This window comes from Dermabacter sp. p3-SID358, from assembly GCF_025147465.1.
Taxonomy (GTDB): Bacteria; Actinomycetota; Actinomycetes; order Actinomycetales; family Dermabacteraceae; genus Dermabacter.
Map to the genome: position 1 here is coordinate 108188 of NZ_JALXOZ010000003.1, position 23608 is coordinate 131795.

The window sequence follows — 23608 nt, forward strand, 5'->3', positions numbered from 1 at the left end:
TCACCTCAAGACTGAGGTGAGGCCCTTCGAGAAATTAGTGCCGTTAGCGTCTAAGCGGGGGCTGGTGCTGACGTATCGGTGTCGAGAGCCTTCTCCGCCTCTTCCTCACGCGCATCACGTTTACGGTGACTGAGCCAGGTGCTGAAGCCGAGAACGGCAATCAGAAGTACGCCCCATACGAAGTTGGAGGCGAATGCCGAACCTGACCAGGAGCCAAGGACCATGTTGATTCCGGTTTGGAGTTCCTGCATCGCGATCGCGCCGATCGCGATCATCCACAAGCGACCAGCACCGCCGTAAGGGTCCATGCCGGCGATCACGGCGATAAGAATGGCTTGCATGAGGTAGGAGCTCGCGAACGACACGTTGGCCGCGTTGGTCGAGGCAAACATGAGAAGCCCCGCGATCGACGCGAGCACGCCCGAGGAGGCGTAGACGACGAGGATCGTGCGGTCCACGGGGATGCGCGCAAACCGCGCGACCTTGTTTGATTCACCGATCGTGTACATGTGGAAACCGAAGCGGGTTTTCAACGTTACGAGGGTGAAAGCAGCGAGGAGAAGGAGGAAGATCACGAACGACATGGGCATGAGCGCCACGGTTGTCGTGGCAATCACTCCCGCGTTCCCGCTGCCATACACGGTCGCGCCTTTCGTGAGGCCCGTGCTGATGCCGAGGTACACGCTCATTGTGCCGAGCGTGATGGGGATGGGGTGCACGCGAAGTGTCGCGATCAAGAAACCGTTGATCGCGCCAGCGGCGGCACCCACGACGAGGGCGGCAAGTCCTGCGAGGACGGTCCCCACCATCGATCCCATCGACGGGACGAGGGCTTCACCCACGAGGGCGGCGGTGATCGCGGCCGTGTTCGCGACGGCCACGATCGAAAGGTCGATGCCGCCGATGAGGAACGTGATCCCGATGCAGATCGCGAGAATACCAAGCGGCGCGATTTGTCCCATCATGCTTTGCATGTTGAGAACCGTCGGGAAGGTGTTCGGCGCCATGATGCTGAGCGACACGGCGAGCACGACGACGAGTGCAATGAGAGTCCACACTTGGGCGCGAGGCCCGAGACGAGCGTCGTTCATTCCGTCACCACCATTCCTCGCCTGCGTTCAACGCGGCGGTCGCGAATTGCCGGAACGCACACTCCGAAGAGCAAGAACGCGCCGATGAAAAGGTCTTGCCACGCCGCGGGAATGCCCACGAGCACGAGGCTCGAGCCCACGACGGTAATGAGGAGAACGCCGAGCATCGTGCCAAGAACACTGCCGCGACCTCCCGTGACTGCGGCACCACCGAGGACAACGGCGGCAAGTACCGTCATCTCCAGCCCCGTGAATGTCGAAGGGTCCGCGGCGCGGTTCATGGCGGCATAGAACAGGCCTGCCAATCCCGCGGTGGCACCCGACACGATGAACGCGGAGGTGCGAATGAGGTTGACCTTCACGCCCATGCGCTTTGCTGCTTCTTCATCGTCGCCGATCGCATAGATGTAGCGGCCCCACCAGAGGCGGTGCAGGAGGAACGCGAGCACGATCGCGAGCACGAGAAGAATGAGCACACTCGCGTGAAGCGAAACCGTGCGCCCGGCACTTTGCGTCGTGAAGAACTGGGTTTTCGCGAACTCGGACATGTTCGCGGGGAGGGTGCGGATTCGTTCGGTTCCGACGAAGGCCAAGAGCCCGCCGCGGTACAGGGTGAGCGTGCCGATCGTGACGATCATCGACGGAAGCTTGAGCCACGCGACGAGGATGCCGTTGATGAGGCCGAGGAGGGCCCCGATGAGAACGGTGAGGGCGATCGCCACGAGGAACGTTCCTTGATAGTCGAGCGCCTGGAGCGTGACCGTCGTGAGGTACATCGAGGAGACGGCGATCGCGGAACACGAGACGTCGATGCCGCCCGTGAGAAGCACGAGGAGTACCCCGAGCGCCATGATTCCAACGACAACTGCGGATCGGCCGATGCCGAAGAGGTGCGCGGCAGAGAGGAACGTGGGGTTTCCGAGAGCAAACACGATGCATGTCACCACGATGACGATGCCGAGGAGCAATTCACGCTTAGCGAGCAGGGTTGCGAGCCACGACCTGTCTGGCGACTGCGTTACCTGAGTTTCAGCCACAGAACTCATACCTGACTCCTTTGACCATTGATATCGATGATGATTTCCTCGGTGAGCTCGGTAGCCTCCGCCTGCTTCACGATCTTGCCCTGCACCACGAAGGCAATTTCGTCGCACAGACTCATGAGCTCCGCAGGTTCATCGGACACGAGAAGAACGGCGGTTCCCTCATCAGCAACCGACCGGATCAGATCGTGAATGTCGGCGCGAGACCCCACATCGACACCTACGGTCGGATTATTGATGATGACGACTTTGGGCCGTGGCGCGAGAGTGCGGGCAAGCAGCACTCGCTGTTGGTTACCGCCGGAGAGTGACGAGGCTGGTGCGCTCACGCTCGGTGCTTTAATGCGCAAACGCGAACGCCACTCTTTCGCACTTGCCATGATCGAGCGCGCAGAGATGAGACCGCCTTTTCCACGCACGTTGTGCAGGTTATTGACAGTCATGTTGTCGGCGATCGACCAGTCGAGGAAGAGACCTTCAGTGAGCCTGTCGTCAGGCACGTATTGGATCTCCTTCTTCGAGCGAAGATCCTTCGTCGGCTTGCCGTTGAGCTCAATAGTGCCTTTATCGCAGCTGATGAGGCCGGCGAGGGCGAGGCCAATCTCGATCTTTCCGCAGCCGACGAGTCCTGAAAGCCCGAGGATCCTGCCGGGATGAAGCTCGAGATTAACGTCGTGGAACTCGTGGCCAAGGCTTATGCCTCGAGCTGCCACAATCGGTTTTTCGGCGCGCTCCCATGCGCTCTCGCGGCGCTCATTGAGAACGTCGGTGCCCGTCATGAGCTTCGAAATTCGCTCCAGATCGTAATCAGCCGCGGGGCCTGTCGCGATGAGGTTGCCGTCGCGGATCACCGTAACGTCATCGGCAATCTCGACTACCTCGCGCAGTTTGTGCGAAATGAAGATGAAGCTCATGCCTTGCGCCGCGAGGTGACGCACAGTTTCGAGGAAGGAGTCGATCTCATCTTGGGTCAGAGCCGCGGTGGGCTCGTCCATGAGGATGATGCGGCCGTCCGCAGAAACGGCGCGGGCAATTGCCACGAGCTGACGTTCAGCCGTGGAAAGGTCACCGAGGCGCGTGTTCGGTGAAATGGTCATCCCGAGGGTGGCCAGTGCTTTTTTCGCGCGGGCGCGGGCTTCGCGGGAGGGAACAATTCCGACAGGGGCTTTCGATCCGTCGAAACTGATGTTCTCAGCGACGGTCATGTTCGGGAAAAGGGCGAAATCCTGGTAGATCACGCGAACGCCGTGAGCCAAAGCATCGCGCGGGGTGATGGACTCGATGACGTTGCCTTCGAGTTCGATCGTTCCTGAATCCGGGGAGTAGGCCCCCGCAATGATTTTGGTCAGGGTGGACTTTCCGGATCCGTTTTCACCGACGAGCGCGTGCACGGTTCCCTGGCGCAGGGTGAGTGAAACGTCGTTGAGGGCCTTGACGGTTCCGAACGTTTTTGAGATGCCGCTGACGCGAACGGCAGCCTCACCGTTCGCGTCAGTAGCGTGTACGGGTTTAGTAGTCATAGTCGCCGGCGTTGTCCTTGGTCACGTTGATCCAGGCATTGTCGCCGTACACGACCTTGTCTTCGATGGTGATCTTGCCGTAACCGTCGATGCCGAGGTCAGTGCCTTCTTCAACTTTCTTGTCGTCGAGGAGAAGCTTGGCGATGGCGTTTTGAGCCCACGCAGCGTGGCCCGGATCCCAGAACTGGATCACGTCGATCGCGCCACTTTCAAGAAGGTCTTTGGTGTCCTTCGGGGTGGATGTACCAACCACGGCGATTTTGTCCTGAAGTCCTGCCTCATCTACTGCCTGGCCCACGCCAACGACGTCAGTCGAGGCGGAACCCTGCACACCTGCGAGGTTCGGGTGAGCCGAAAGGAGCTCTTGCATGGCCTCGTAGGCCTTTTGGGAATCGTCGCTTGTTTCGACGAAATCGCCAACCTGCTTCATCTCCGGGAAGTTCTTCTCCTGGTAGTCCTTGGCGGCGTTGACCCACTCCATGTGCGTGCTTGAGGAAAGCGAGCCCACCATGATCGCGTATTCGCCCTTGTTGCCCATCTTTTCCGCGAGGAGCTTCATGAGGTTGATGCCGTAATCAGCGTTCCTGAACGCTTCAACGTCGTAGTCAGCGTTCTTGATGGACGGAGCTTCGTGTGTCACGACCTTGATGCCGGCATCCATGGCCTTCTTGAGCGTTTGCTCGACAGCATCGGGCTGGAAGGGGGTCACGCAAATCGCAGCGACCTTCGAGGCGATGAGGTCTTCGAGGACCTTGACCTGCGCCGCAGCGTCTGCCTCGGAAGAACCCTGGTAGTAAGCGTTCTCACCTGTTTTCGACGCGTACTCCTTGACGCCTTCTTCCATGCGGTTGAACCAGGCAATGCCGGTCAGTTTTGGAACGGTAACCATAGCGCCTGCGGCATTGCCACCGCCCTCACCACCGCTCGTTCCACCCTGGGTGGTTCCACACGCGGCGAGGGAAGGGATTGCGAGAATGCCGAGCGATGCGAAAAGCATGGCGCGGCGACTTGGGGTGAATTCGGCGTTCATTGTTTTCTCCTTTGAAAATGGTGAGGGTCGGAAAGGGGGGGTTAGTTGGCGTGGACTGTTGCGGCAAGAGCTTCGAGGAAACGCAATGCCGCAACCTGGCCTGGATCTTTATGGCCGATGGAGCGTTCGCCTACCCAGGCGGCGCGGCCGCGTCGCGAGGGCAGGGAGGCAGACTTTTCGACGGCATCGCGGGCGACGTGAACGGCCCGGTCAATGCGTTCTTGGAGTGTTTGCTCCGCGGATTCTTCGAAGCTGTGTAGTACTGCATCGAGAACGTCGAGGACCGTCTTGTCACCGATTTCGGCACCACCGCGCTCGGCGATGCGCGAGATAAGGGCAGAGAGGGCAACAACGGGCGCATCGCCCTCTTCATCGTCCTTGGCGACTGCCGTGGCAGCGGCGAGCGTGCCTCCGCCGAGAAGCGCCGCGAAGGTCGAGGGGTTCGCGGAGGCGAAGGCGCTGCCTGCGGTGCGGAGGACTTCGTGTATTGCTGCATTTTCGGGAAGTGCGGCGAGGGCTTCGTGAACAGCGCGTGCGCCGGATGAAACGGTGATGCCGAGATCGCCGTCGCCGAGGGCAGCATCGAGCGCGCGAAGCTCGTCGGCGTGGGAGGGGAGCACATCGGTCACGGCGAGCAAGAGCTCGCGTGCGGGGCCGGGGTTCTCAACCGTCGCGATGTCGCGTGCGGTGCTCGCGCGAGTGGCGGGAACGTCTTTCGCCTTCTCGCCAGGAGCTTCCGTGTTCGCCTCGCCCGCTGAGCCGGCGGCTTGTTCAAAGAAGGGCGAGTCGGCGGGGGCCGAAAGCAGTTCGGCGAGCTCGTCGTCGAGGTGGCACAGCGAAACGGAAGCGCCGGCCATCTCGAGGCTCGTGGCGTATTCGCCGATGTACACGTGGCTGATCTGTGCGCCGCGTTCGGTGATCGTCGCGTGGAGGCGGCGGTAGATCACGTAGAGCTCTTCGAGTGGGGTCGCGCCGAGGCCGTTGACGAGCACGGCAACCTTGTCGCCTTCGCCCACGGGCAGCTCGCGAAGGAGCTCGGCGGTGAAGCGGTCGGTGATCTCGTCGGCGGTTTCGAGGGGTCCGCGGTGCTGGCCGGGTTCGCCGTGAATACCAATACCGATTTCCATTTCACCGTCGTCGAGGGTGAAGGTGGGTTCACCGGCGGCGGGAAGGATCGTGGGGGAGAGTCCGACGCCCATCGTGCGCGTACGGTCGCATGTCCTTTGGGCGATCTCGGCAACCGTATCGAGATCGTCGCCACGTTCAGCGGCGGCACCCGCGGTTTTGTAGGTGAAGAAGAGGCCCGCGACGCCGCGGCGGGTTTCGGCACGCTCGGGCGGTGCGGAGAGGAGATCGTCGGTCCCGAGCACGGTGCGCGTGCGGATCCCGTCACCTTCACACATATCGGCGGCGAGATCGAACGTGTACACGTCACCTCCGTAGTTGCCGTAGAGGTAGAGCACTCCCGCGCCGTCATCGCTCGCAACGGTTGCGGCATGGATCTGCTCAGGTGATGGCGAGGAGAACACGTTTCCGACGGCGACGCCCGAAGCGAGGCCGTGGCCAACATAGCCGAGGAAGAGGGGGAGGTGGCCTGAGCCGCCGCCCGTCACGATGCCCACTTTGCCGCGCGTGCCCGCATCGGTGCGCACGATCGCGCGGCGATCAGCGTCGGCGGCACGAAGTTTGTCGCCGTGCGCGAGCAGGATGCCGTCGATGACTTCATCGACGAAGTTCTCGGGAGAGTTAATGATCTTCCGCATGGGGGGCTCCTTTGCCGGTGGTTGTGCGCTTTTAGTGAGTGGAGTGCGCTTGGATTTCTCGAAGGGTGTGCATGAGTGAGCGTTGCTCGATCCCGAACGTGTCGTGGATCGCCAGGTAGTGCGTGTAGATCTCGTTGTAAGCCTCGTGTGCCGTGGGATTGGGCTGATACACGGTCGCAATTGCTGATTGGGCGTGGGCAGCGCTTTCCCACGTGAGCTCCCCGGCCGCGATCGCGCCGTGGAGGGCGGCCCCGAGGGCGGAGGTGTTCGCGGAAGAGGAGACTTCGACGGGCATGCCGATGACGTCGGCAAGGATTTGCATGAGAAGGGGACTCTTCGCGGGGATCCCGCCGCACACGATGAACCGGTCGATCGGAACACCGGCCTCGTCGAACGCTTCGAGGATGATCCGCTGCCCGAACGCGGCACCTTCGAGGAGGGCGCGGTAAATGTGGTAGTCGCGCGTATCGAGAGTGAGGCCGACGATGGCCCCAGAAAGGTTCGAATCGATGAGTGTTGAGCGGTTGCCGTTCATCCAGTCGAGAACGATGAGCCCCGAGCCTCCGGGCTGGAGGGCTTGGGCTTTCGATTCGAGCACGTCGAACGTGGAGGTTGCCGAGATGGACGCGAGGTCGGCGATATCGGCGGAGGTCATGTTGTGCGCGAACCACCCGAACGTGTCACCGAAGCCGGCTTGACCCGCTTCGTAGGCCCAGTGGTCGGGGAGAATGCCGTTCTTGACGACCCCTTGAATGCCGCGCGGGGTGCGGTGTTCTTTCGAGACGACGAGGTTGCACACGCTCGTGCCCATGACGGCGACCATCGTTCCTGGCTTCGCGGCGCCGGCCCCGAGGAAGGCGGCGTGCGCGTCGATGTTGCCCGCGGCGACAGTGACGTGCGTGCCAAGCCCGAGCCGCGCGGCCCAGTCCTCAGTGAGGGTTCCTGCGCTTTCGCCGGGGTTGAGGAACTCGTGCCCGAGCTTGTCGAGAACCCCCGCGAACCCTTCTTCGAGCGAGTTCAGGAAGTCTTCTGAGGGGTAGCCGCCGTCTTCTTCGCGATAATTCCCCTTGAAGCCCGCAACGGAAGCGCCGCGCACTTCGTGACCGACGAGCGTCGAGACGATCCAATCCTCTTGCTCGATGATGCGCGAGGCGGCGTCGTATACCTCGCGATCCTCGCGGAGGGTTTGAAGGGACTTCGGGAGAACCCATTCGGAAGAGAGGCCCCCGCCGTATTGCGGCAAGAAGAGGCCGCCTTGTGCTTCGGCCGCGCGATTGATCTCTTCGGCGTGGGGTTGTGCGGCGTGGTGCTTCCAGAGCCGCGCGTAGGCGAGTGGGCGGTCCTGCCAGCGCGAGGAACGCGAAAGGGGCACGAGCTCCTCATCGGTGAGCACGATCGTGCACGCGGTGGTGTCAACGCCGAGGCCCACGATTTTGTCGGGATCGACGCCGCTTCGGTCAACAACGGCGCGCACGACCTTTTCGAGGGCGACGAGGTAATCGTCGGGATTTTGGAGCGCGGTTGCGGGCCCGAGCTTCTCGCCTGTCGCGGCGAGCGTTTCCGTCATCACACCGTGTTCGTAGAGGTGGGTCGCGGTTTCGATCTCTGCGCGATCGCTCAGGCGCACGAGAACTGAGCGCGCGGATTCCGTTCCGAAATCGACGCCAATCGCGTATGCGCTGCTCTGTGCCATGTCACTCCTCTTCGAGTGGGTGTGTGCGAGGGCTTCGGGCGGGTGGTCCGCTGCCCCAGCGTGCCGTATGCTCAAATGAGCGCTTCATGTCGCTCACATGAGCACCTTAACTCTAAGTGTGATCCATGTCAATCACGTAAAGTGCGTGGAGCAGGCGTAGCACCTGGAAAGAGAGCAACGTTCGAGAGGAATCCATGGAGTCCGAGCTGCCCGAGCCGCAACTCATCGCGGCCCTCGCACGCCGCCACTACCTCGAAGACGTCTCCAAGGTGCAGCTCGCCAAAGAGTTCGGCATCTCGCGGTTTCGTATCGCACGGCTCCTCGCCAAAGGTCGCGAAGAAGGCATCATTCGCCTTGAGATCATCGACCCTTCCACTGATCTACCCATGCTCTCCGAGCCCCTCGCGAGCCACCTTGGACTTCGCTACGTGCGAGTGATCGGCTCCAACGGCACAGACACTGATGTGCGCACGCAACTCGGATCAATGGGAGCGCAACTGCTCGGTGAACTCGTGAAACCCGGGGATAACCTGGGCCTCGGGTGGGGGCGGACGGTGGCCGAGGTCGCGAAGAACCTCCGACACCTTCCCCCCATCACCGTCATCCAGATCTCTGGCTCCCTAGCGGCTGCACACGCGTCTTCGCCGATCGACAACATCCGCGAGGCTGTTCTCAGCGCCAACGGCTACATCCACGACCTCCCGGTCCCCTTCTACGTGCGCTCGCCCGAAATGCGCCGCCAGCTCTTCGAAACCCACTCCTATGTGCGAGGGCAATTCGAACACCTTGACACGGCCCTCGTGTCGATCGGTTCATGGGAACACAAGGAAACGCAGCTCTATCGCGAATTCCCGCCCTCGGTGAGGGCGCGGCTCGATCACGTCAGGCCCGCCGGTGAACTCGCAGGCATCTGGTTTGACGAGGCCGGCAGGGTCCTCGCTCCCGAAGTCACCAGAATGTGCATGACCCTCGAAACTCACCACTTGAGCCAAACCCCCCGCGTCATCGCGGTCGCGGCGGGGGCAAAGAAAGTGTCGGCGATTCTCGGCGCCGCTCGCACGGGCCTCATCACGGGCCTCGTGACCGATCGCGACACCGCGGAGGCTCTCCTCGAATCGACGTGACAGGGGGTTAACTCGGCCGACACGAGACCGCGATGGATAAGTGACTTTAGCTGGAAAAGCGCAAATATTGGTGGCGTTCTCCGACGGCGTTATAGGATGGGCGTGAGCGTTTTATTGAGGTCACGGTCGGCATCGAGTCGTCAACACCCGGTGGCGCGCCGCTGCGGCGTCCTTCTCGCTGCGGATCCAATATGATGCTTTCGAATTCCTAGAATAATGAGAGGACCCCCGCCCATGGTTGAACGAAAGTCGCACGCGGCTTTTTATCGCAAGCCCTTGCGTATTGGATCTGCTGCACTGACTCTGGCTCTGGTGACCAGCTTTGCGCCCAGCATTACCTCCAGTGGCTATGAGGAGGCTGCTGCGCAGGCGTCCGGGAGCCACGCCTTCACTCAAAGTGTCCAGTTCAGCGGGGGAGCCACGACCGGGAATATTAAGCCCACTTATATTCCGGGAGAGAAGATGAACGGGAGCTTCGAGCTTTCATACGAGGAGAAGCTCGTTGTTCCCGGTGAGGAGACGAAGTCGGACCCGACTTTCGACAGGGTTGACGAAGACGGCAACCCTACCCACGAGAACGTTGACGTTCCGGGGACTTTGAACTTCACCATCATTAATGAGTTCGAAATTCCTGAGGGTTACGTCGTTGTGATTGACGAGAAAACCGGTGTGATCACGGTGACGTTCCCCGACAAGTCGAAGCTCAACGAGAATACCGTTGAGGAGTTCAAAGTTACGGTGAACGTGGCCTACTTTGACTTCTCTGTGGACACCGCATACGCGTATTTCAAGCTCGACACCGATGGCGACGGTATTCCCGACACCGAGGATTCGGATGATGACGGTGACGGCATCCCGGATGAGAAGGAAAAGGAAGACGGCACGAACCCGAAGGTTCCGAACCAAAACGTGGACTTCGAGCCTGAGTATGAAGATGGATCGGGTAAGCCTGGCGATGATGTGACCGTTCCTGAGCCGACCATTAAGGACAAGGACGGCAACCCGACCGACGCTCCTGAGGGCACGACGTTCACTCCTGGTGAGGATGCCCCTGAGGGTGTGACCATTATCGAGAATACTGGTGAGATCACGGTGACCATCCCTGAGGATGCGAACCATGGTGACACGATCATTATTCCTGTCGTGGTGACCTACCCGGATAAAACGACCGACACCGTTGAGGTGACCGTCACGGTTGAGAAGCCGGACTGGGACGACAACTCCGGTAGGCCTGGCGACAAGGTTGAGATTCCGAACAATGGTGGCTCGGTTGATGACGGCACCACCGTTGAGACTGATGGCCCTGGTACGGCGACGATTGATGACGACGGCACGATCACCGTCGATATCGATGAGGACGCTAATCCTGGTGACACGATCATCGTGATCATCAGGGATCAGGACGGCAACGAGATCGATCGCGTGACCGTGACGGTCGAGCAGCCTGAAACCGATGACACCGGTAGTGGGACCGCTACGCCGGGCGATGATACCGGTAGTGGCACCGCTACGCCGGACGATGACACCGCTAGTGGCACCGCTACGCCGGGCGACGACACCCGTGCGCCTAGGAGCGAAGCACCCACCAAGAGGACTCCGCTGCCCAGGACCGGTGCAGAGATCGCAAGTGCAGCTGGGGCTGCAGCTGCACTCATCGCAGCAGGCCTCGGCCTCGTGTTCTCGCGCCGCCGCCGCGAAGGCGCGGAAAACTGATCGCCTCACCGGTAACGAACCGACATAAATAGTGGGGGGTGAGACCGTGAAGTGGTCTCACCCCCCATTCGTTAATACGAAAACCAGTAGACATCCACGGCCACCATGGAGACCCTCGTTTGAAAGCGAAGGAAATATAGACACAGCAGCTGCGGCACTATGGCCCCCGCATTGCCAGAGGTTTTCCTATGCCTGGTTGGGGTCCAAGCGTGGGCTGGAACTACTTAGGGTTCGGATTTCGATAGGTGATCGTAAAATGAGCTCTCTGCGTCGAGGGCCTCTTCGACTTCCTTCGTGCGATGATCACGCTTGCGGTGGCTGAGCCACGTGCTGAAGCCAAGAACGGCGATCAGCAGAACACCCCACACGAAATTGGACGCGAATGCCGAACCCGACCACGATCCAAGCACCATGTTGATGCCAGTTTGAAGCTCCTGCATGGCGATTGCGCCAACAGCAATCATCCAGAGGCGGCCAGCGCCGCCCCCGACGCCTAGGAAGAAGCAGCCCCCGATGCCACGCACGGGCGCTGAGGTAGGCGCAGCCTCGAGCGTGGAGGCAGCGCTTGCTCATAAAATGGATGCCAACGATTTCACCTCTTTGGGAGTATGGGGCATGAGCAAACCCAGCGTGCTGTTTGTGTGCGTGAAAAATGGCGGCAAGAGCCAAATGGCGGCGGCGCTTATGCGCCACCGTGCACGAGGGGCAGTTGAGGTGCATTCGGCAGGAACGAAGCCGGGAGCGGCGCTCAATGAGGCTTCGCGCGTGAGCGTGGCAACCGTCGGAGCGAATTTTGATGGGGAGTTCCCGAAACCGATCGACCCAAGCATCCTGCGCACCGCGGATCGCATCATCATTGTGGGTGGTGAGGCGCACGTGGAACCCGTCGAAGGAATGCGCGGAACGATCGAAAAATGGGAGATCGATGAGCCATCGCTTCGCGGAATTGAGGGGGAGGAGCGCATGGACGTGATCCGTGACGATATTGACCGCCGGGTAAGTGCGCTGCTTTCTAAACTGACCGCGAGCGAGAACTAGTCGAAAGGAATGACCGTGCCCGATTCTGCTGCTCCACAGCTGTCCATTCTGGATCGCTTGCTGCCGCTGTTCATTCTGGTGGCGATGGCCGTGGGCATTGCGCTCAGCGTGTGGGTGCCGCAAACCTCGGAGCTTCTCAATCGCGTGAAGGTCAGCGATATTTCGCTGCCGATCGCTCTTGGCCTTCTCGTCATGATGTATCCGCCGCTCGCGAAGGTGAGGTTTGAGAAGGCGCGCAAGATCGTGCGCGACAGGCGGCTCATGATCCTCTCGCTGCTCCTCAACTGGGTGGTGGGCCCGCTCCTGATGTTCGCCCTCGCGTGGGTGTTTCTGCCGAACGAACCGGAGCTTCGAACGGGCCTTGTGATTGTTGGCCTGGCGCGCTGCATCGCCATGGTGCTCGTGTGGAGCGATCTTTCGTGCGCGGACCGTGAAGCAACGGCTGTTCTCGTGGCGATCAATTCCGTGTTCCAGCTCCTCATGTTTTCGGTGCTTGGCTGGTTTTACCTGCAGGTTCTGCCCGGGTGGTTGGGGCTCGATGCCACGATCGCGAATTTTTCCTTCGCGGCAATCGCGAAAAGCGTGCTTATTTTCCTCGGTATTCCGCTCGCGCTTGGTGTGCTCTCTCGCCTGATCGGCGAACACCTCAAGGGCCGTGAGTGGTTCGAACATTCCTTCCTGCCGAAGATTTCGCCACTCGCGATGATCGGCCTTCTGTACACGATCGTTGTGCTTTTCTGCCTTCAAGGTCGGCAGGTCCTTCAACACCCCTGGAGCGTGGCGAGCGTTGCCGTTCCTCTCCTCGCGTATTTCGTGCTCATGTTCGGCATCTCGCTTTTTGCGGCACGGGCATCGGGCATGAACTATGCGCAGAGCGCCTCCACGGCCTTCACCGCAGCGGGAAACAACTTTGAGCTCGCGATCGCCGTGACGATCGGAACCTTCGGCGCGGCCTCCTCTGAGGCTCTCGCGGGCACGATCGGGCCGATGGTGGAGATCCCCGTTCTGGTTGCGCTCGTGTACATTATGCGCGCCGTGGGGCCCCGCCTCTTCCCGGCCGACCCTACGCTTCCTCGCGCCTCCTCGGCCGCCAACACCTCCGTGTAACGCTTGCGTGGCCCCGGAGTGGTCACGCTGGGGTTGGGGTGCGGCCCGGTAACGTAGAGCTCACCACGACCGTGACCGCGCTCAGGAGCCGCCATGCCAAAACCCCTCGTTCTTTCCGATATCCGCAACCGCGCGGGCGCGTTTGTGGCGGAGTGGCGCGATGCGGAAGGCTATGAAAAGGGCGAGGCACAAGAGTTTGTGCGCGGCCTCCTTCGATGCTTCGGCATTAGCGGCCGCACGGCCGCCGTGTACGAGAAGCGCGCGCGGCGTTCGTCGACGGGCCAGCATGGGTTTATTGACGCGCTTATTTCGGGAACCGTCGTCATTGAAATGAAAAGTGCGGGTCGCGACCTCGTGGCGGCCGAACAGCAGGCCCTCGACTACATCGAGTCTCTCACGGAGCATGAACGGCCCGATTACATCCTCACGAGCGACTTCAAGCGCTTTCGTCTCTTGAGCCTTGTCGCAGAAGCGGGGGGGGGGGGAGCGACACGCTCGAGTTCCTGCTCGAGGAGCTTCCCGCGCATGTCGAGGACCTCATGTTCCTCGCGGGATATCGCCGCGCGAAGTTCGGCTCGAAGGAGCAAGAGCAAGCGTCGATTCACGCGGCGACGCTCATGGCGCGCCTCTATGAGCACCTAGAGAAGACGGGCTATGACGAGCATCAGGCGAGCGTGTTCCTCATCCGCACCCTTTTTTGCCTCTATGCCGACGACGCGGGCCTGTGGGAGCGTGACCTGTTCTCGCGGTATCTCGAGGAGCGCACGAGTGAAGACGGAAGCGATCTTGGCTCCCAGCTCGCGACGCTCTATCAGGCGCTCAACAAGCCCGAAGAGAAGCGCTACGCGAAGCATGACGAGTTACTGCAAGCGTTCCCGTATGTGAACGGGAGCGTTTTCGGGGAGCCGACGGATATCCCGTATTTCGATCGAGAATCTCGTGAGCTGCTCATCCAGGCGTCCTACTTCAATTGGTCGAGCATTAGCCCCGCGATTTTCGGCAGCCTTTTCCAAGCGGTCAAAGACAAGAAAGCGCGCCGCGAACTTGGCGAGCATTACACAACCGAAACGAACATTCTGAAGCTCATCCGCCCGCTGTTTCTTGATGAGCTCGATGAGCGTTTCACGAAGGCATACAACAAGAAGAGTGAGCTCGAAAAACTACTCACGCACCTCGGTGAGCTGCAGTTCCTTGACCCGGCGTGCGGCTGTGGAAACTTCCTCATCATTGCCTACCGCGAGCTGCGCGCCCTTGAACTCAAGATCCACGAGCGGCTCCAGGAGTTGAACAGTGGCGGCGTTCAGTTGGACCTCATGGCGGAGGATCTTGTGCGCGTGCGCCTTCGCCAATTCCACGGCATCGAGATCGAAGAGTGGCCCGCGACGATCGCCCGCACCGCGATGTTCCTCGTGGAGCATCAGGCGAACCAGGCCATGAACCTCACCCTAGGCTATTCGAAGCCGATGCTTCCCCTTCAGGATTCCGCCCAGATCACCGTGGGCAACGCATTGCGCCTCGACTGGCGCGAGATTCTTCCCGCAGGGCCGAACACGCTCATCATGGGCAACCCGCCGTTTATTGGGCAGTACACCAAGGCCGCTGAACAAACCGAAGATATGAAGCTCGTGTGGGGCGAGCTTTACGACGGTTACCTCGACTATGTGACTGCCTGGTTCAAGAAGGCGAGCGACTTCTTCCGTCCCGTCACTGGCGGCCGCTTCGCGTTCGTGTCCACGAATTCGATCGCGCAGGGCCAGCCCGTCCCCGCGCTCTTTGGTCCACTTTTCGACTCGGGCTGGCGCATACGCTTCGCCCACCAAACCTTCGCGTGGCAGAGCGAAGCGCCCGGGGGACCGGCCGTTCACTGCGTCATCACGGGCTACGACAAGCACGAGCGAAGCGCCCCGCAATTGTTCACGTACGACAACGTCAAGGGCGAGCCAAAGCAGGTTCCCGCAAAGCAGATCAATGCGTATCTCGTGGATGGGCCGAATGTGCTTGTGCGGAAGCGTTCAAAGGCGTTGAGCCCTCAGCTTCCAAAAGTATCTTTTGGATCAAAACCAACCGACGGCGGTAACCTCATCGTCGAAGTGGATGAGTATGCCGAAGTTGCCGCCGACCCTATCGCGGCAAAATTCTTGCGTCCTAACATCGGTGCTCGGCAGCTCATCCACGACGCTCCGCGTTGGTGCCTCTGGATGGCCGGTGATGGTTTTGAACCTAAAGACCTGCATCGTTCAGCTGTGCTTAAGCAACGTGTCGAAAACTGCCGGAATTTTCGGCTTGCCTCGAAGAAAGTTGCAACAAAGAAATCTGCCGATTATCCACATTTATTCCAAGAGAACCATCAGCCTGATGTTGAGTACGTGGGTATACCCAGGCATTTTTCTGAAACGCGAGCATTTGCCACGGTCACACGCTTCGCCCCCGAGATTATTTGCGGTGACGCAAACTTCCTGGCCGAGGATCCTGATGGACTCCTTTTCGGTGTGATTTCTTCGTCAATGTTCATTACGTGGCAGCGTGCGGTGGGCGGGGCGCTCGAATCGCGTTTGCGTTTCTCGAACACCGTCGTGTGGAACAACCTTCCGCTCCCCGCCGTCGAGCCGGAACTGCGCGAGAAGATTATCGAGGCGGGCAAGGGCGTGATCGCGGCGCGCGAGCTGCATCCCGAGCGTTCTCTTGCCGAGCACTACAACCCGCTTGCGATGAGTCCCGCGCTTCTCAAGGCGCACGCTGCCCTCGATCGCGTTGTCGACAAAGCGTTCGGCGCGAAGAAGGCGCTAGCCTCGAACGAGGAGCGCCTCACCCTGCTCTTTGAGCGCTACGCCGAGATGACCGCCGCTGAAAAAGAAGGCACGCGGCGCTAATGCTCTTGCGGGCGTCAAAGCGCGACTTTGGCGGTCGCGGCGGCTTCTGCCGATCGACCCTGCATGGCTAACATCGACGATAAGCGATATTATCGCCCTATGACGATGAATATGGGTGAAGAAACCTCCCTCGAAGAACGTGAGAACTGGGTGACTCTCGTTAAGAGCCTCGCCGATGGTCATCGGCTTCAGATCATCCAGCATTTGCTGTTAGGCGAACACCGCGTGACGGACCTCGTCGAGCACGTGGGTCTTGCCCAATCGACAGTGTCAACGCACGTGGCCTCGCTAAGAAAAAGTGGGCTCCTCGCAAGCCACACGCATGGCCGCGCGACGTACTACACCTTGGCGCATCCCGAGGAAACGAAGACGCTTCTCGCGGCGGCAACGGCCCTCTTCGACGGCACCGAAAAACTGAGGGAAACCTCGCAGCGGGAGGGCGCGAGCCATGACTAAACCATCCGTGTCGCACAGGCGCAAGTACTCTCACGAGGCACACGACCACAGCATCTCTGCCGACGCCGACCGCACGACTCTGTGGGTGGCCTTGATTGTGTTGAGCGTCTTTATGGTCGCCGAAGTCATCGTCAGCCTCCTGACTGGCTCCCTCGCACTGCTGTCGGATGCCGGGCACATGCTGTCCGACGTCGGAGCGATCGGGCTAGCACTATGGACCATTCGCCTCGTCGCTCGGCCTGCGCAAGGGGCGTGGACCTGGGGCCTCAAACGCGTGGAAACCATCTCCGCCGCGGTCAACGGCATCACGCTCCTGATCGTGGCTGGAGTCATCGCTGTGGAGGCAGTCCGCCGTCTGTTCGAACCACCCGAGGTCGACGGTGGCCCCGTGCTCATCGTTGCCCTGGTTGGGGTGGCCGTGAACATCGTCGTCGCGTGGTTGGTTGCTCGCGCCAATCGCTCAAGCCTCAATATCGAAGGCGCCTACCAACACATTCTCACCGACCTCTACGGCTTCCTCGGAACCATTGTTGCCGCGCTCATCATCATGGTGACCGGGTGGACTCTTGCCGATGTCATTGCGTCCCTTCTGGTGTGTGCCCTCATGGTGCACGCAGCGTGGAATCTCTTGCGCGCCGCCGGCCGCGTTCTGCTCGAAGCAGCCCCGGAAGGAATTGACCTCGAGGAAGTCACCACCCACTTTCTTGAACTTCCCCACGTGCAGCGCGTTCATGACTTGCATGTGTGGAGCGTCGCGAGCGACCTGCCGGCACTATCAGCCCACATTGTTGTCGACGACGAGTGCTTTACCGACGGGCATATTCCCGAATTACTCGGCCAAGTGCAGCACTGCGTCGCGGGACATTTCGACGTTGAACACTCCACCTTCCAGTTCGAGCCGCCTCATCACGGGTCAAAAGAACCCTCCGTTCACCCTTGACCTGGCGACGAACGCTGAATCCCGAGCACTCGGGCCAACGAAACACCCTGAGAGTACAGCGGGTTCTGCTCTCGGCTTTCGACCGCTTTCGGCGAAGACTATTTCGAAGAAAACATGCAGTAGAAGGGCCCGCCACACCCGTTGTGCGTGGCGGGCCCCAAGTCAAAAGAAAATTTCTCAGTTGGTGAACGTGATCTGCGTGAACTTCTCCGTCTGCTCGCGGATGCCCGTCTCGGTGGGGAACCGCTCGATGGAGGAAGCGCCGTAGAAGCCAACAATGCCGTCGGTGTTATCGAGAATGTACTGAGCATCCTCGGGGTTGGCGATCGGGCCGCCGTGGCAGAGGCAAAGGATGCTCGGGTTCACGCTTCGCGCAGCGTCGGCAAGCTCCTGGACCTTCTTTGCCGACTCCTCAAGAGTGAGCGCCGTCTGGGCACCGATCGTCCCGGAGGTCGTGAGCCCCATGTGAGGCACGAGAATGTCGGCACCCGCGGCAGCCATTTCCTTCGCCTGCTCCACGTCAAACACGTAGGGGGACGTGAGGAGATCCAGCTCGTTTGCCATGCGGATCATGTCGATCTCAGGGCCGAAACCCATGCCAGTCTCCTCAAGATTGGCACGGAAAACACCGTCGATGAGGCCAACCGTCGGAAAGTTCTGGACTCCCGCGAAGCCAATCTCCTTGACCTGCTTGAGGAAGTGCGGCATAACCCGGAACGGATCCGTGCCGTTCACACCGGCGAGAACCGGGGTGTGCTTGACGACGGGAAGCACTTCATTCGCCATCTCCATCACGATGCCGTTCGCGTCGCCATAGGCGAGGAGCCCCGAAAGAGAGCCGCGGCCCGCCATGCGGAAACGCCCGGAGTTGTAAATGACGAGGAGGTCAATACCGCCGGCCTCGGCTGACTTTGCCGAAATGCCCGTTCCGGCACCGCCTCCAATAATCGGCTTTCCGCTTGCGACCTTCGCTCGCAAATGCTCAAGAATGTCTTTGCGGGACATTTCAGTTCTCCTTCGTTGTCGAATTGGTGCGAATAAGTTCATCGAGACGCTCTGCCATGGCTCGACCAAAGCCCTCGTCATTGACCGCGCATTCACGCTCATGAATGGGCACACCGCTACCCTCGAGATGTGTCTTCACAGCGTCAAAGAGAGCTGCATCCGCCGCGGGGTCGTAGAAGGGACCACCCTCCACATCAATACCACTCAAGCCTTCCGTGGGAATAAACAGCTCAGTAGGCCCCGTTGCGGAAGCGAGCTTTGTTCCGATGCGCCGACCGAGTTCCTCCGTTTCGCTGCGGGACGTGCGCATGAGGGTCACCGTCGGGTTGTGCACGATGAATGTGCGGCCATCGAACTTGCTCGAGACCGTGTCCTTCGGCCCAAAGTTCACCATGTCGAGGGCGCCAAGGCTCACGACTTGAGGCGTGCCCATACGGCCCGCCATCTCAAGCCGCTCAGGGCCAGCGCTGAGGACCCCACCCACGAGATCGTCGGCAAGCTCCGTTGTTGTCAGGTCGCAAACGCCGGCGAGCAACCCGGACTCGATGAGCTTCTCCATTGCCCGCCCGCCCGCTCCAGTTGCGTGGAAGACGAGAACCTCGTACCCCAGCTCTGTAAGGGTCTTACGGGCTTCATCAGCGGCAGGAGTCGTGAGCCCAAACATCGAGAGGCCTACAAGCGGGCGGTGCTCATCGGAGGCGTCCGTGAGGCGAGCTTCGTAAGCCTTCGCCATTCCTGCGATGCCCGCCGCGGCGTTACCGAGCACCATCGCTGAAATGGAATTCACCCCTGCGATATCCACAACCGAATACATGATGGTAGTGTCCGTTTCGCCGATATAAGGCGATACGTCGCCCGAGGCCATGGTCGACACGAGTAGCTTCGGAAAGCCCACTGGCACCGCTTGCATCGCGGGAGCGGCCACAGATGAGCCCCCCGAACCGCCGACAGCAAGGATGCCGTGAATACGCCCCTCTTCCGCGAGTTTCTGCACGATCTTTGCAGCCCCGCGGCCCATAACAGTCATCATCTCGCCACGGTCGCGACGCTCCCGCAGTTTCTCGGCATTTTCACCCGCCTCCGCGATGACTTCATCCGCAGTGATATCCGCGAGATCGTTTGTGGAAAACGAGCCGACATCGACGGCGAGTACCCCCACCCCAAGTTCCGCAAGGCGCTCCTTCAACCAGGCGTAATCCTCGGCCTTCGTGTCGAGCGTTCCTACTAAAGCGATGGTCGTCATCAGGCACTCCTTCGTCTTCGATTCACTCCACGCTACGCCTCGGGTATGTGCGCAGAGTAAAAAGGGCGCGCTCGCTCCGATTGAGCACGAAGGCTCCATCCCTCTCAGAACGAGTGGGTGGCCTCAGCTTCAGTCAAGATTTGACAGAAGTGGCCGTCAATCCGCGCCCAGCCGATGTCTCAATCAAGCTGTGCTGGACAAGACGCATCAATGTGTAGCCCGAGAATACGGAAAACCTCGGTAGGAGTTTGTTGCGGGAGAGCCGCGTGGAGGACGAGGCGATCGTTGAACGCCCAGCAAGCGTCGGAAGCATAGCAGCGAAGGTAGGGCCTCCTTCGCTGCGCTACTGGACCATCGTTGACCTGCGGCGACGGTCACGAGGCTACTCACGGTGACGAAGCACTCAGCTTCGATATCTGCTCGTAATGTTAACTGGGACTCGCATGAAGGAGCCCAATCGCTTGTAAGTCAAGGACTCGAAAAGTCGGGAGATCGACATGTTCTACGACATTGACGACAAAGCAGCTCACAACACAATTTCGCAAACAAGCGGAACAGTCCCTGATATAGAAAACGCCAACACCGACCTCACGAATGATGCGTCGGATCTGGGCGGCAGGCTCATGTACAGCCCGGAGACGTCGGGCACGCTCGGTGGGGACGTAAGCCAGGGTTTCGAATCCGCGGGTGAAGCCTTGGTTTCGATGATCAACAACAATATTCAATCCGCCTCAGACGCCGTGACGTCATACGTCGACGGCGATCGGCAGGTTTGCACGGAAGCCGATGCAGGACTTCAGCGGGCATACGTGAGCGACATGCCTGGTATTCGGTAACCACGATCAGCGAGCGAGGAAGTGTGATGGCTTTTGACCTTCCAGAAATCGATGACCCGGGAACCGTGACCGCTGGCGCCACAGAGATTCGCGATGCAGGCGAAAGCGTTGAGCAAAAAGTGAATGACACCGCGGACACGTGGCAGCCTATGAGCGGTCAGTATTACGCACCCGAGGCCGCGCAAGTGCATCAGGCGATGAAGACGCCCGAGCGCATGGCAACCGAACTCAAGAATGCGGCCGACGATATCGCAGTACGGCTAGAAGACTACGCATCTGCCCTCGGGAGACTGAGGCGACGCAAAACTAACCTCGAAGCCGACATCTCCATTTACGAAATGGCGAGAGCAGCGGCCAACCTCTCGGATCCCGCGGTTCAGGCGTATTTTGAAAGTTGGAGACTCGACCTCGAAAGGCAGTGCGCGCAGCTCACGGCTGATGCTAAGCTCGCAGATTCAAACTGTGCGAGGTCGCTCTCGGTCAAGACCGAGAATGACGGCGAGAACATTGGTCAGATGCTCCTCAACGCTGCCATTCGTGGCAATGATCTCGAGGGCGCTGCTGGGCCATTGCTTCAGGGGGCTCGCCTGAGCACCGACGCCTATAAGTACTACAGCATGGCCTTTTTCTACAGAAACGGAAACATTCGAGTTCGGCAGGGCTGGGCACCCAAGCTCCTGCAGGACCTTGCCGGGAAAGGCAAGTTCGGCGAGGGACTCGTTAAGAGCGTCACGGGCTGGGACGCGAGCGCCGTCACCAACAGGGGGCAATTCCTTGCGACAAACTCGGCGATGAACCCCATGGCGAAGCCCACCACTGCTACCGGCGCTCTTCAGGCAGTCGTGGGCCGCAGCATGCTCAAGCTCGAGGGCAAGAATTCGCGAGTGCCGCACGCTCACCAGCACCGCCTCACGAATGAGAAGTGGGACAAAGTTGGCAAGGCCTCGAAGCTTGCGTCGCGAACCGGTACCGGTGTCGCGGCGGTCACCAACTCGATGGACTCGTGGCAGACCGATTCTCAACAGCGCCCGAACATGGGCAACTGGGAGAAGGGTGCACGTGCAGGCGTCACAGCCGCCGGCGCCACGGCTGGTGGCTGGGCTGGTGGTAAGGCCGGCGCCGCTACGGGTGCCGCGGTTGGTTCCCTCTTTGGCCCCGCTGGCACAGTTGTTGGCGGCGTCGCCGGTAGCATCATCGGTGGCTTTGCAGGCTCGTCGGCAGGCGGCTGGGCCGCGAACAAGGTCAAGGACCCCGTTGGTGGTCTCTTCGATTGATGTGCGCAAGTCGCCGAGTTTCCGACGATTCCTGCGGATCGCTCGAGCTATAGCGAGTAGTGAGGAGACGCAATGCCTGATGCTGGAAAGGCAATACCCGCGGAGGTAACGACCTACACGCACCCGGCAATGGTCGTCGACGTGTGCGCACCGCGCGGGTGGGAAGAAGACACATCCGGCGCTGACCGTGGGATTTTCCTCTACCTTTCGGATGACGTGTGGAACGAGCAGTTCCGCCCGAACATCGTGCTCATCCAGAGGAGGGCTGAGGCCGGAACCGAATCGCTTGAAAAGCTCGCTTCTACTCAGGATGAGGTCGAGGATTCGTTTGCCGAAACCCTCGATGAGTACCGGCTTATGCACCTCGACGCAGACACCGTCGGACTCCAGGGTGTGCCCGGGCTCCAGCGGATCGCCTCCTATAAAAATGCCGACGGTATCCCGCTCACGATGTTCCAGTGGATCGCGGTGCACAACCGCATCCACGTTGATCTCACGATCACCTATCCCACGGAATTGCTCGGCGATCGCGCGCAGCTCATCGTGAACATGGGGCACGGACTGCTGTGGAAGGAGTCGGCACAATGACGGAACAGGCCAATACCGACCGTGAGAACACCGGAGTGGAGCTCGGCTTCGAAAGCTTCATGTCCCTTCTCGAGAGGGGGATCCCGAGCGAAGGCTTCACGGTCGTTGACGTGAATGACCGGGTTGTCGTGAGCGGCGGCCAGGGTTCCGACGGCACCGGGGCCATCTGGAGCACCCTCAGGGACTATCGCTTCCAGCTCACGATCGCGTCGGTTGCGGGCAACGGCGTGGAGGACAACCGGTTCCTGTGGCTCGGCCCCGAGGGGTGCGTGAGCGCCCAGACCGTCGTGACGAGTGAGGTTTCCACCCCGCCGAGCTTCGTGCTCAAGGCTCACCCGCTTTCGAGCCGCTACACGGTGCTGTTCGATCTTGCTGACCTCGCGCCCATTCCCCGGAATGACGTCACGTCAAGCGAGGCGGTCAAGATCGCGGCGGAGACCTGGGAGAACCTGGTTGTTGAACCCGGTGAGGAGCAAAAGCTCCACAAGGCCCAGCAGGGTGTCGCTGAAGCCGTGCGCGGGGTTTCGCCCGGCATGGCAGAGGACATCACCCAGGGGCTCTACGACCAGGTCGTTGTGGCCTCCGGAGCGCAAACCGACGAAGGCCCTGCACCTATGGCGACGGCGTGGATCTCGACCTCGCACGGCTACCTGTCGTTCTTCTCGGAGCCGCGAAAGATCTTCGGAAGCTCCCACTACCTCGAACCGGCAGAGGCGTGGGTGTTGTTCATGATGGCCGCCCATCAGCTTCCCACCGAACAGCAGATCTCCACGTGGTGACGCATGCGGCGTTCAGCGCGAGCGTGTGAGAGGAGTGTGGGGTCGTGAACATTCTTTTGTGGAGTGCCATTTTCGTTGTCACGACGGCTGTTTTCGCGTTCTACATGTTCCACGTGCGCTTCCAAGAAAACGCAGAGTGGTACGACGACTATCGCGAAGTCCCGAATCTGTGGGTGCTCCCGTACTGCACGCCCGTCTTTAGTGTCGGCGCGCTCCTCATCCTTCACCAAGAACTTGGGTACCCGGGCGGCGTTCTCGTCTCCGAGACGCTCCGAATCTTGGGGATCGCGACAGTCGTCATGATCCCCATCGGGATTCTCGGCGCAGTCGGCGTGCCACTTCCGTGGCCCTTTGCTCCGCGCTGGGTTGTCGAGCGCCGCAAGAACGACCGCGCGAAAAGAAAGCTCAAGCAGGGCGAGCGTTGAGCTTCCCCGGGCCGTTCTAGCAGCGGCTTTTCCTCCCTATGAAACAACGCGGCCGCAATCGAGGTCCGCG

22 protein-coding genes are annotated in these 23608 nt (G+C 60.5%); 13 read left to right on the forward strand and 9 right to left on the reverse strand.

Annotated elements, in window-relative coordinates:
• Positions 1 to 50: 50 nt before the first annotated feature.
• Genes M3B90_RS02600 through M3B90_RS02625 form a run of 6 tightly spaced genes read right to left on the reverse strand, consistent with a single transcriptional unit; the run spans position 51 to position 8140 of the window.
• Positions 51 to 1091, reverse strand: a complete 1041-nt coding sequence (locus M3B90_RS02600; RefSeq protein ID WP_259888492.1) for an ABC transporter permease — start codon at positions 1089 to 1091, stop codon at positions 51 to 53.
• A complete protein-coding gene (locus tag M3B90_RS02605; RefSeq protein ID WP_259888493.1) occupies positions 1088 to 2137 on the reverse strand; it encodes an ABC transporter permease in 1050 nt (349 codons plus the stop codon). The genes M3B90_RS02600 and M3B90_RS02605 overlap by 4 nt, the downstream gene beginning before the upstream one ends.
• The gene (locus M3B90_RS02610) at positions 2134 to 3654 is read right to left on the reverse strand and encodes a sugar ABC transporter ATP-binding protein (protein WP_259888494.1); all 1521 of its coding nucleotides are present in this window, start codon (positions 3652 to 3654) and stop codon (positions 2134 to 2136) included. The genes M3B90_RS02605 and M3B90_RS02610 overlap by 4 nt, the downstream gene beginning before the upstream one ends.
• Positions 3644 to 4684 carry an autoinducer 2 ABC transporter substrate-binding protein gene (locus tag M3B90_RS02615; protein ID WP_259888495.1) on the reverse strand — a complete coding sequence of 347 codons (1041 nt, stop codon included), beginning with the start codon at positions 4682 to 4684 and terminating at the stop codon, positions 3644 to 3646. Before M3B90_RS02615 ends, M3B90_RS02610 begins: the two co-directional genes overlap by 11 nt.
• 41 nt (positions 4685 to 4725) lie before the next feature.
• Positions 4726 to 6447, reverse strand: coding sequence for a dihydroxyacetone kinase family protein (locus tag M3B90_RS02620; RefSeq protein ID WP_259888496.1), 1722 nt, complete (start codon positions 6445 to 6447; stop codon positions 4726 to 4728).
• 31 nt (positions 6448 to 6478) lie between these two features.
• Positions 6479 to 8140, reverse strand: a complete 1662-nt coding sequence (locus M3B90_RS02625) for a ribulokinase (RefSeq protein WP_259888497.1) — start codon at positions 8138 to 8140, stop codon at positions 6479 to 6481.
• Between the two features lie 194 nt (positions 8141 to 8334).
• Between M3B90_RS02625 and M3B90_RS02630 the strand changes: the two genes are divergently transcribed.
• Positions 8335 to 9264, forward strand: a complete 930-nt coding sequence (locus M3B90_RS02630) for a sugar-binding transcriptional regulator (protein ID WP_259888498.1) — start codon at positions 8335 to 8337, stop codon at positions 9262 to 9264.
• A 312-nt stretch (positions 9265 to 9576) separates the two neighbouring features.
• Complete coding sequence (locus M3B90_RS02635) at positions 9577 to 10977, forward strand: YPDG domain-containing protein (protein WP_259888499.1); 1401 nt, start codon at positions 9577 to 9579, stop codon at positions 10975 to 10977.
• Between the two features lie 224 nt (positions 10978 to 11201).
• Here M3B90_RS02635 and M3B90_RS02640 read toward each other — a convergent pair whose 3' ends face one another.
• Positions 11202 to 11501: a hypothetical protein gene (locus tag M3B90_RS02640; protein WP_259888500.1), complete on the reverse strand. Its 300-nt coding sequence runs from the start codon at positions 11499 to 11501 to the stop codon at positions 11202 to 11204.
• 91 nt (positions 11502 to 11592) lie between these two features.
• Between M3B90_RS02640 and M3B90_RS02645 the strand changes: the two genes are divergently transcribed.
• The 6 genes from M3B90_RS02645 to M3B90_RS02670 all read left to right on the forward strand — a co-directional run bounded on the left by M3B90_RS02645 (position 11593) and on the right by M3B90_RS02670 (position 17388).
• Positions 11593 to 12015, forward strand: a complete 423-nt coding sequence (locus M3B90_RS02645; protein ID WP_259888501.1) for a low molecular weight phosphatase family protein — start codon at positions 11593 to 11595, stop codon at positions 12013 to 12015.
• A 9-nt stretch (positions 12016 to 12024) separates the two neighbouring features.
• Entirely contained in the window at positions 12025 to 13122 is a 1098-nt protein-coding gene (gene arsB, locus M3B90_RS02650) for an ACR3 family arsenite efflux transporter (protein ID WP_259888502.1), read from the forward strand.
• Between the two features lie 93 nt (positions 13123 to 13215).
• On the forward strand, positions 13216 to 13764 hold the full coding sequence (locus tag M3B90_RS02655) for a type IIL restriction-modification enzyme MmeI (RefSeq protein ID WP_259888503.1): 549 nt from the start codon (positions 13216 to 13218) through the stop codon (positions 13762 to 13764).
• The gene (locus tag M3B90_RS02660; protein WP_259888504.1) at positions 13662 to 15992 is read left to right on the forward strand and encodes a DNA methyltransferase; all 2331 of its coding nucleotides are present in this window, start codon (positions 13662 to 13664) and stop codon (positions 15990 to 15992) included. The genes M3B90_RS02655 and M3B90_RS02660 overlap by 103 nt, the downstream gene beginning before the upstream one ends.
• Positions 15993 to 16091: 99 nt before the next feature.
• Positions 16092 to 16448: a metalloregulator ArsR/SmtB family transcription factor gene (locus M3B90_RS02665; protein ID WP_259888505.1), complete on the forward strand. Its 357-nt coding sequence runs from the start codon at positions 16092 to 16094 to the stop codon at positions 16446 to 16448.
• On the forward strand, positions 16441 to 17388 hold the full coding sequence (locus M3B90_RS02670; protein WP_259888506.1) for a cation diffusion facilitator family transporter: 948 nt from the start codon (positions 16441 to 16443) through the stop codon (positions 17386 to 17388). Before M3B90_RS02665 ends, M3B90_RS02670 begins: the two co-directional genes overlap by 8 nt.
• Before the next feature lie 177 nt (positions 17389 to 17565).
• On the opposite strand, the gene M3B90_RS02675 is transcribed toward M3B90_RS02670, so the two are convergent.
• Both M3B90_RS02675 and M3B90_RS02680 read right to left on the reverse strand, forming a co-directional pair.
• Entirely contained in the window at positions 17566 to 18393 is an 828-nt protein-coding gene (locus M3B90_RS02675; RefSeq protein ID WP_259888507.1) for a phosphoenolpyruvate hydrolase family protein, read from the reverse strand.
• Position 18394: 1 nt separating this feature from the next.
• Entirely contained in the window at positions 18395 to 19636 is a 1242-nt protein-coding gene (locus M3B90_RS02680; RefSeq protein ID WP_259888508.1) for a Tm-1-like ATP-binding domain-containing protein, read from the reverse strand.
• 497 nt (positions 19637 to 20133) lie between these two features.
• Between M3B90_RS02680 and M3B90_RS02685 the strand changes: the two genes are divergently transcribed.
• The 5 genes from M3B90_RS02685 (at position 20134) to M3B90_RS02705 (ending at position 23538) form a co-directional block, all read left to right on the forward strand.
• Complete coding sequence (locus tag M3B90_RS02685) at positions 20134 to 20472, forward strand: hypothetical protein (RefSeq protein WP_259888509.1); 339 nt, start codon at positions 20134 to 20136, stop codon at positions 20470 to 20472.
• Between the two features lie 26 nt (positions 20473 to 20498).
• Positions 20499 to 21746 (forward strand): hypothetical protein, encoded by a 1248-nt coding sequence (locus tag M3B90_RS02690; RefSeq protein ID WP_259888510.1) that lies wholly within the window; start codon positions 20499 to 20501, stop codon positions 21744 to 21746.
• A 72-nt stretch (positions 21747 to 21818) separates the two neighbouring features.
• Positions 21819 to 22334 (forward strand): hypothetical protein, encoded by a 516-nt coding sequence (locus M3B90_RS02695; protein WP_259888511.1) that lies wholly within the window; start codon positions 21819 to 21821, stop codon positions 22332 to 22334.
• The gene (locus M3B90_RS02700) at positions 22331 to 23113 is read left to right on the forward strand and encodes a hypothetical protein (RefSeq protein WP_259888512.1); all 783 of its coding nucleotides are present in this window, start codon (positions 22331 to 22333) and stop codon (positions 23111 to 23113) included. The genes M3B90_RS02695 and M3B90_RS02700 overlap by 4 nt, the downstream gene beginning before the upstream one ends.
• Positions 23114 to 23157: 44 nt before the next feature.
• Complete coding sequence (locus tag M3B90_RS02705) at positions 23158 to 23538, forward strand: hypothetical protein (RefSeq protein WP_259888513.1); 381 nt, start codon at positions 23158 to 23160, stop codon at positions 23536 to 23538.
• Positions 23539 to 23608 lie beyond the last annotated feature (70 nt).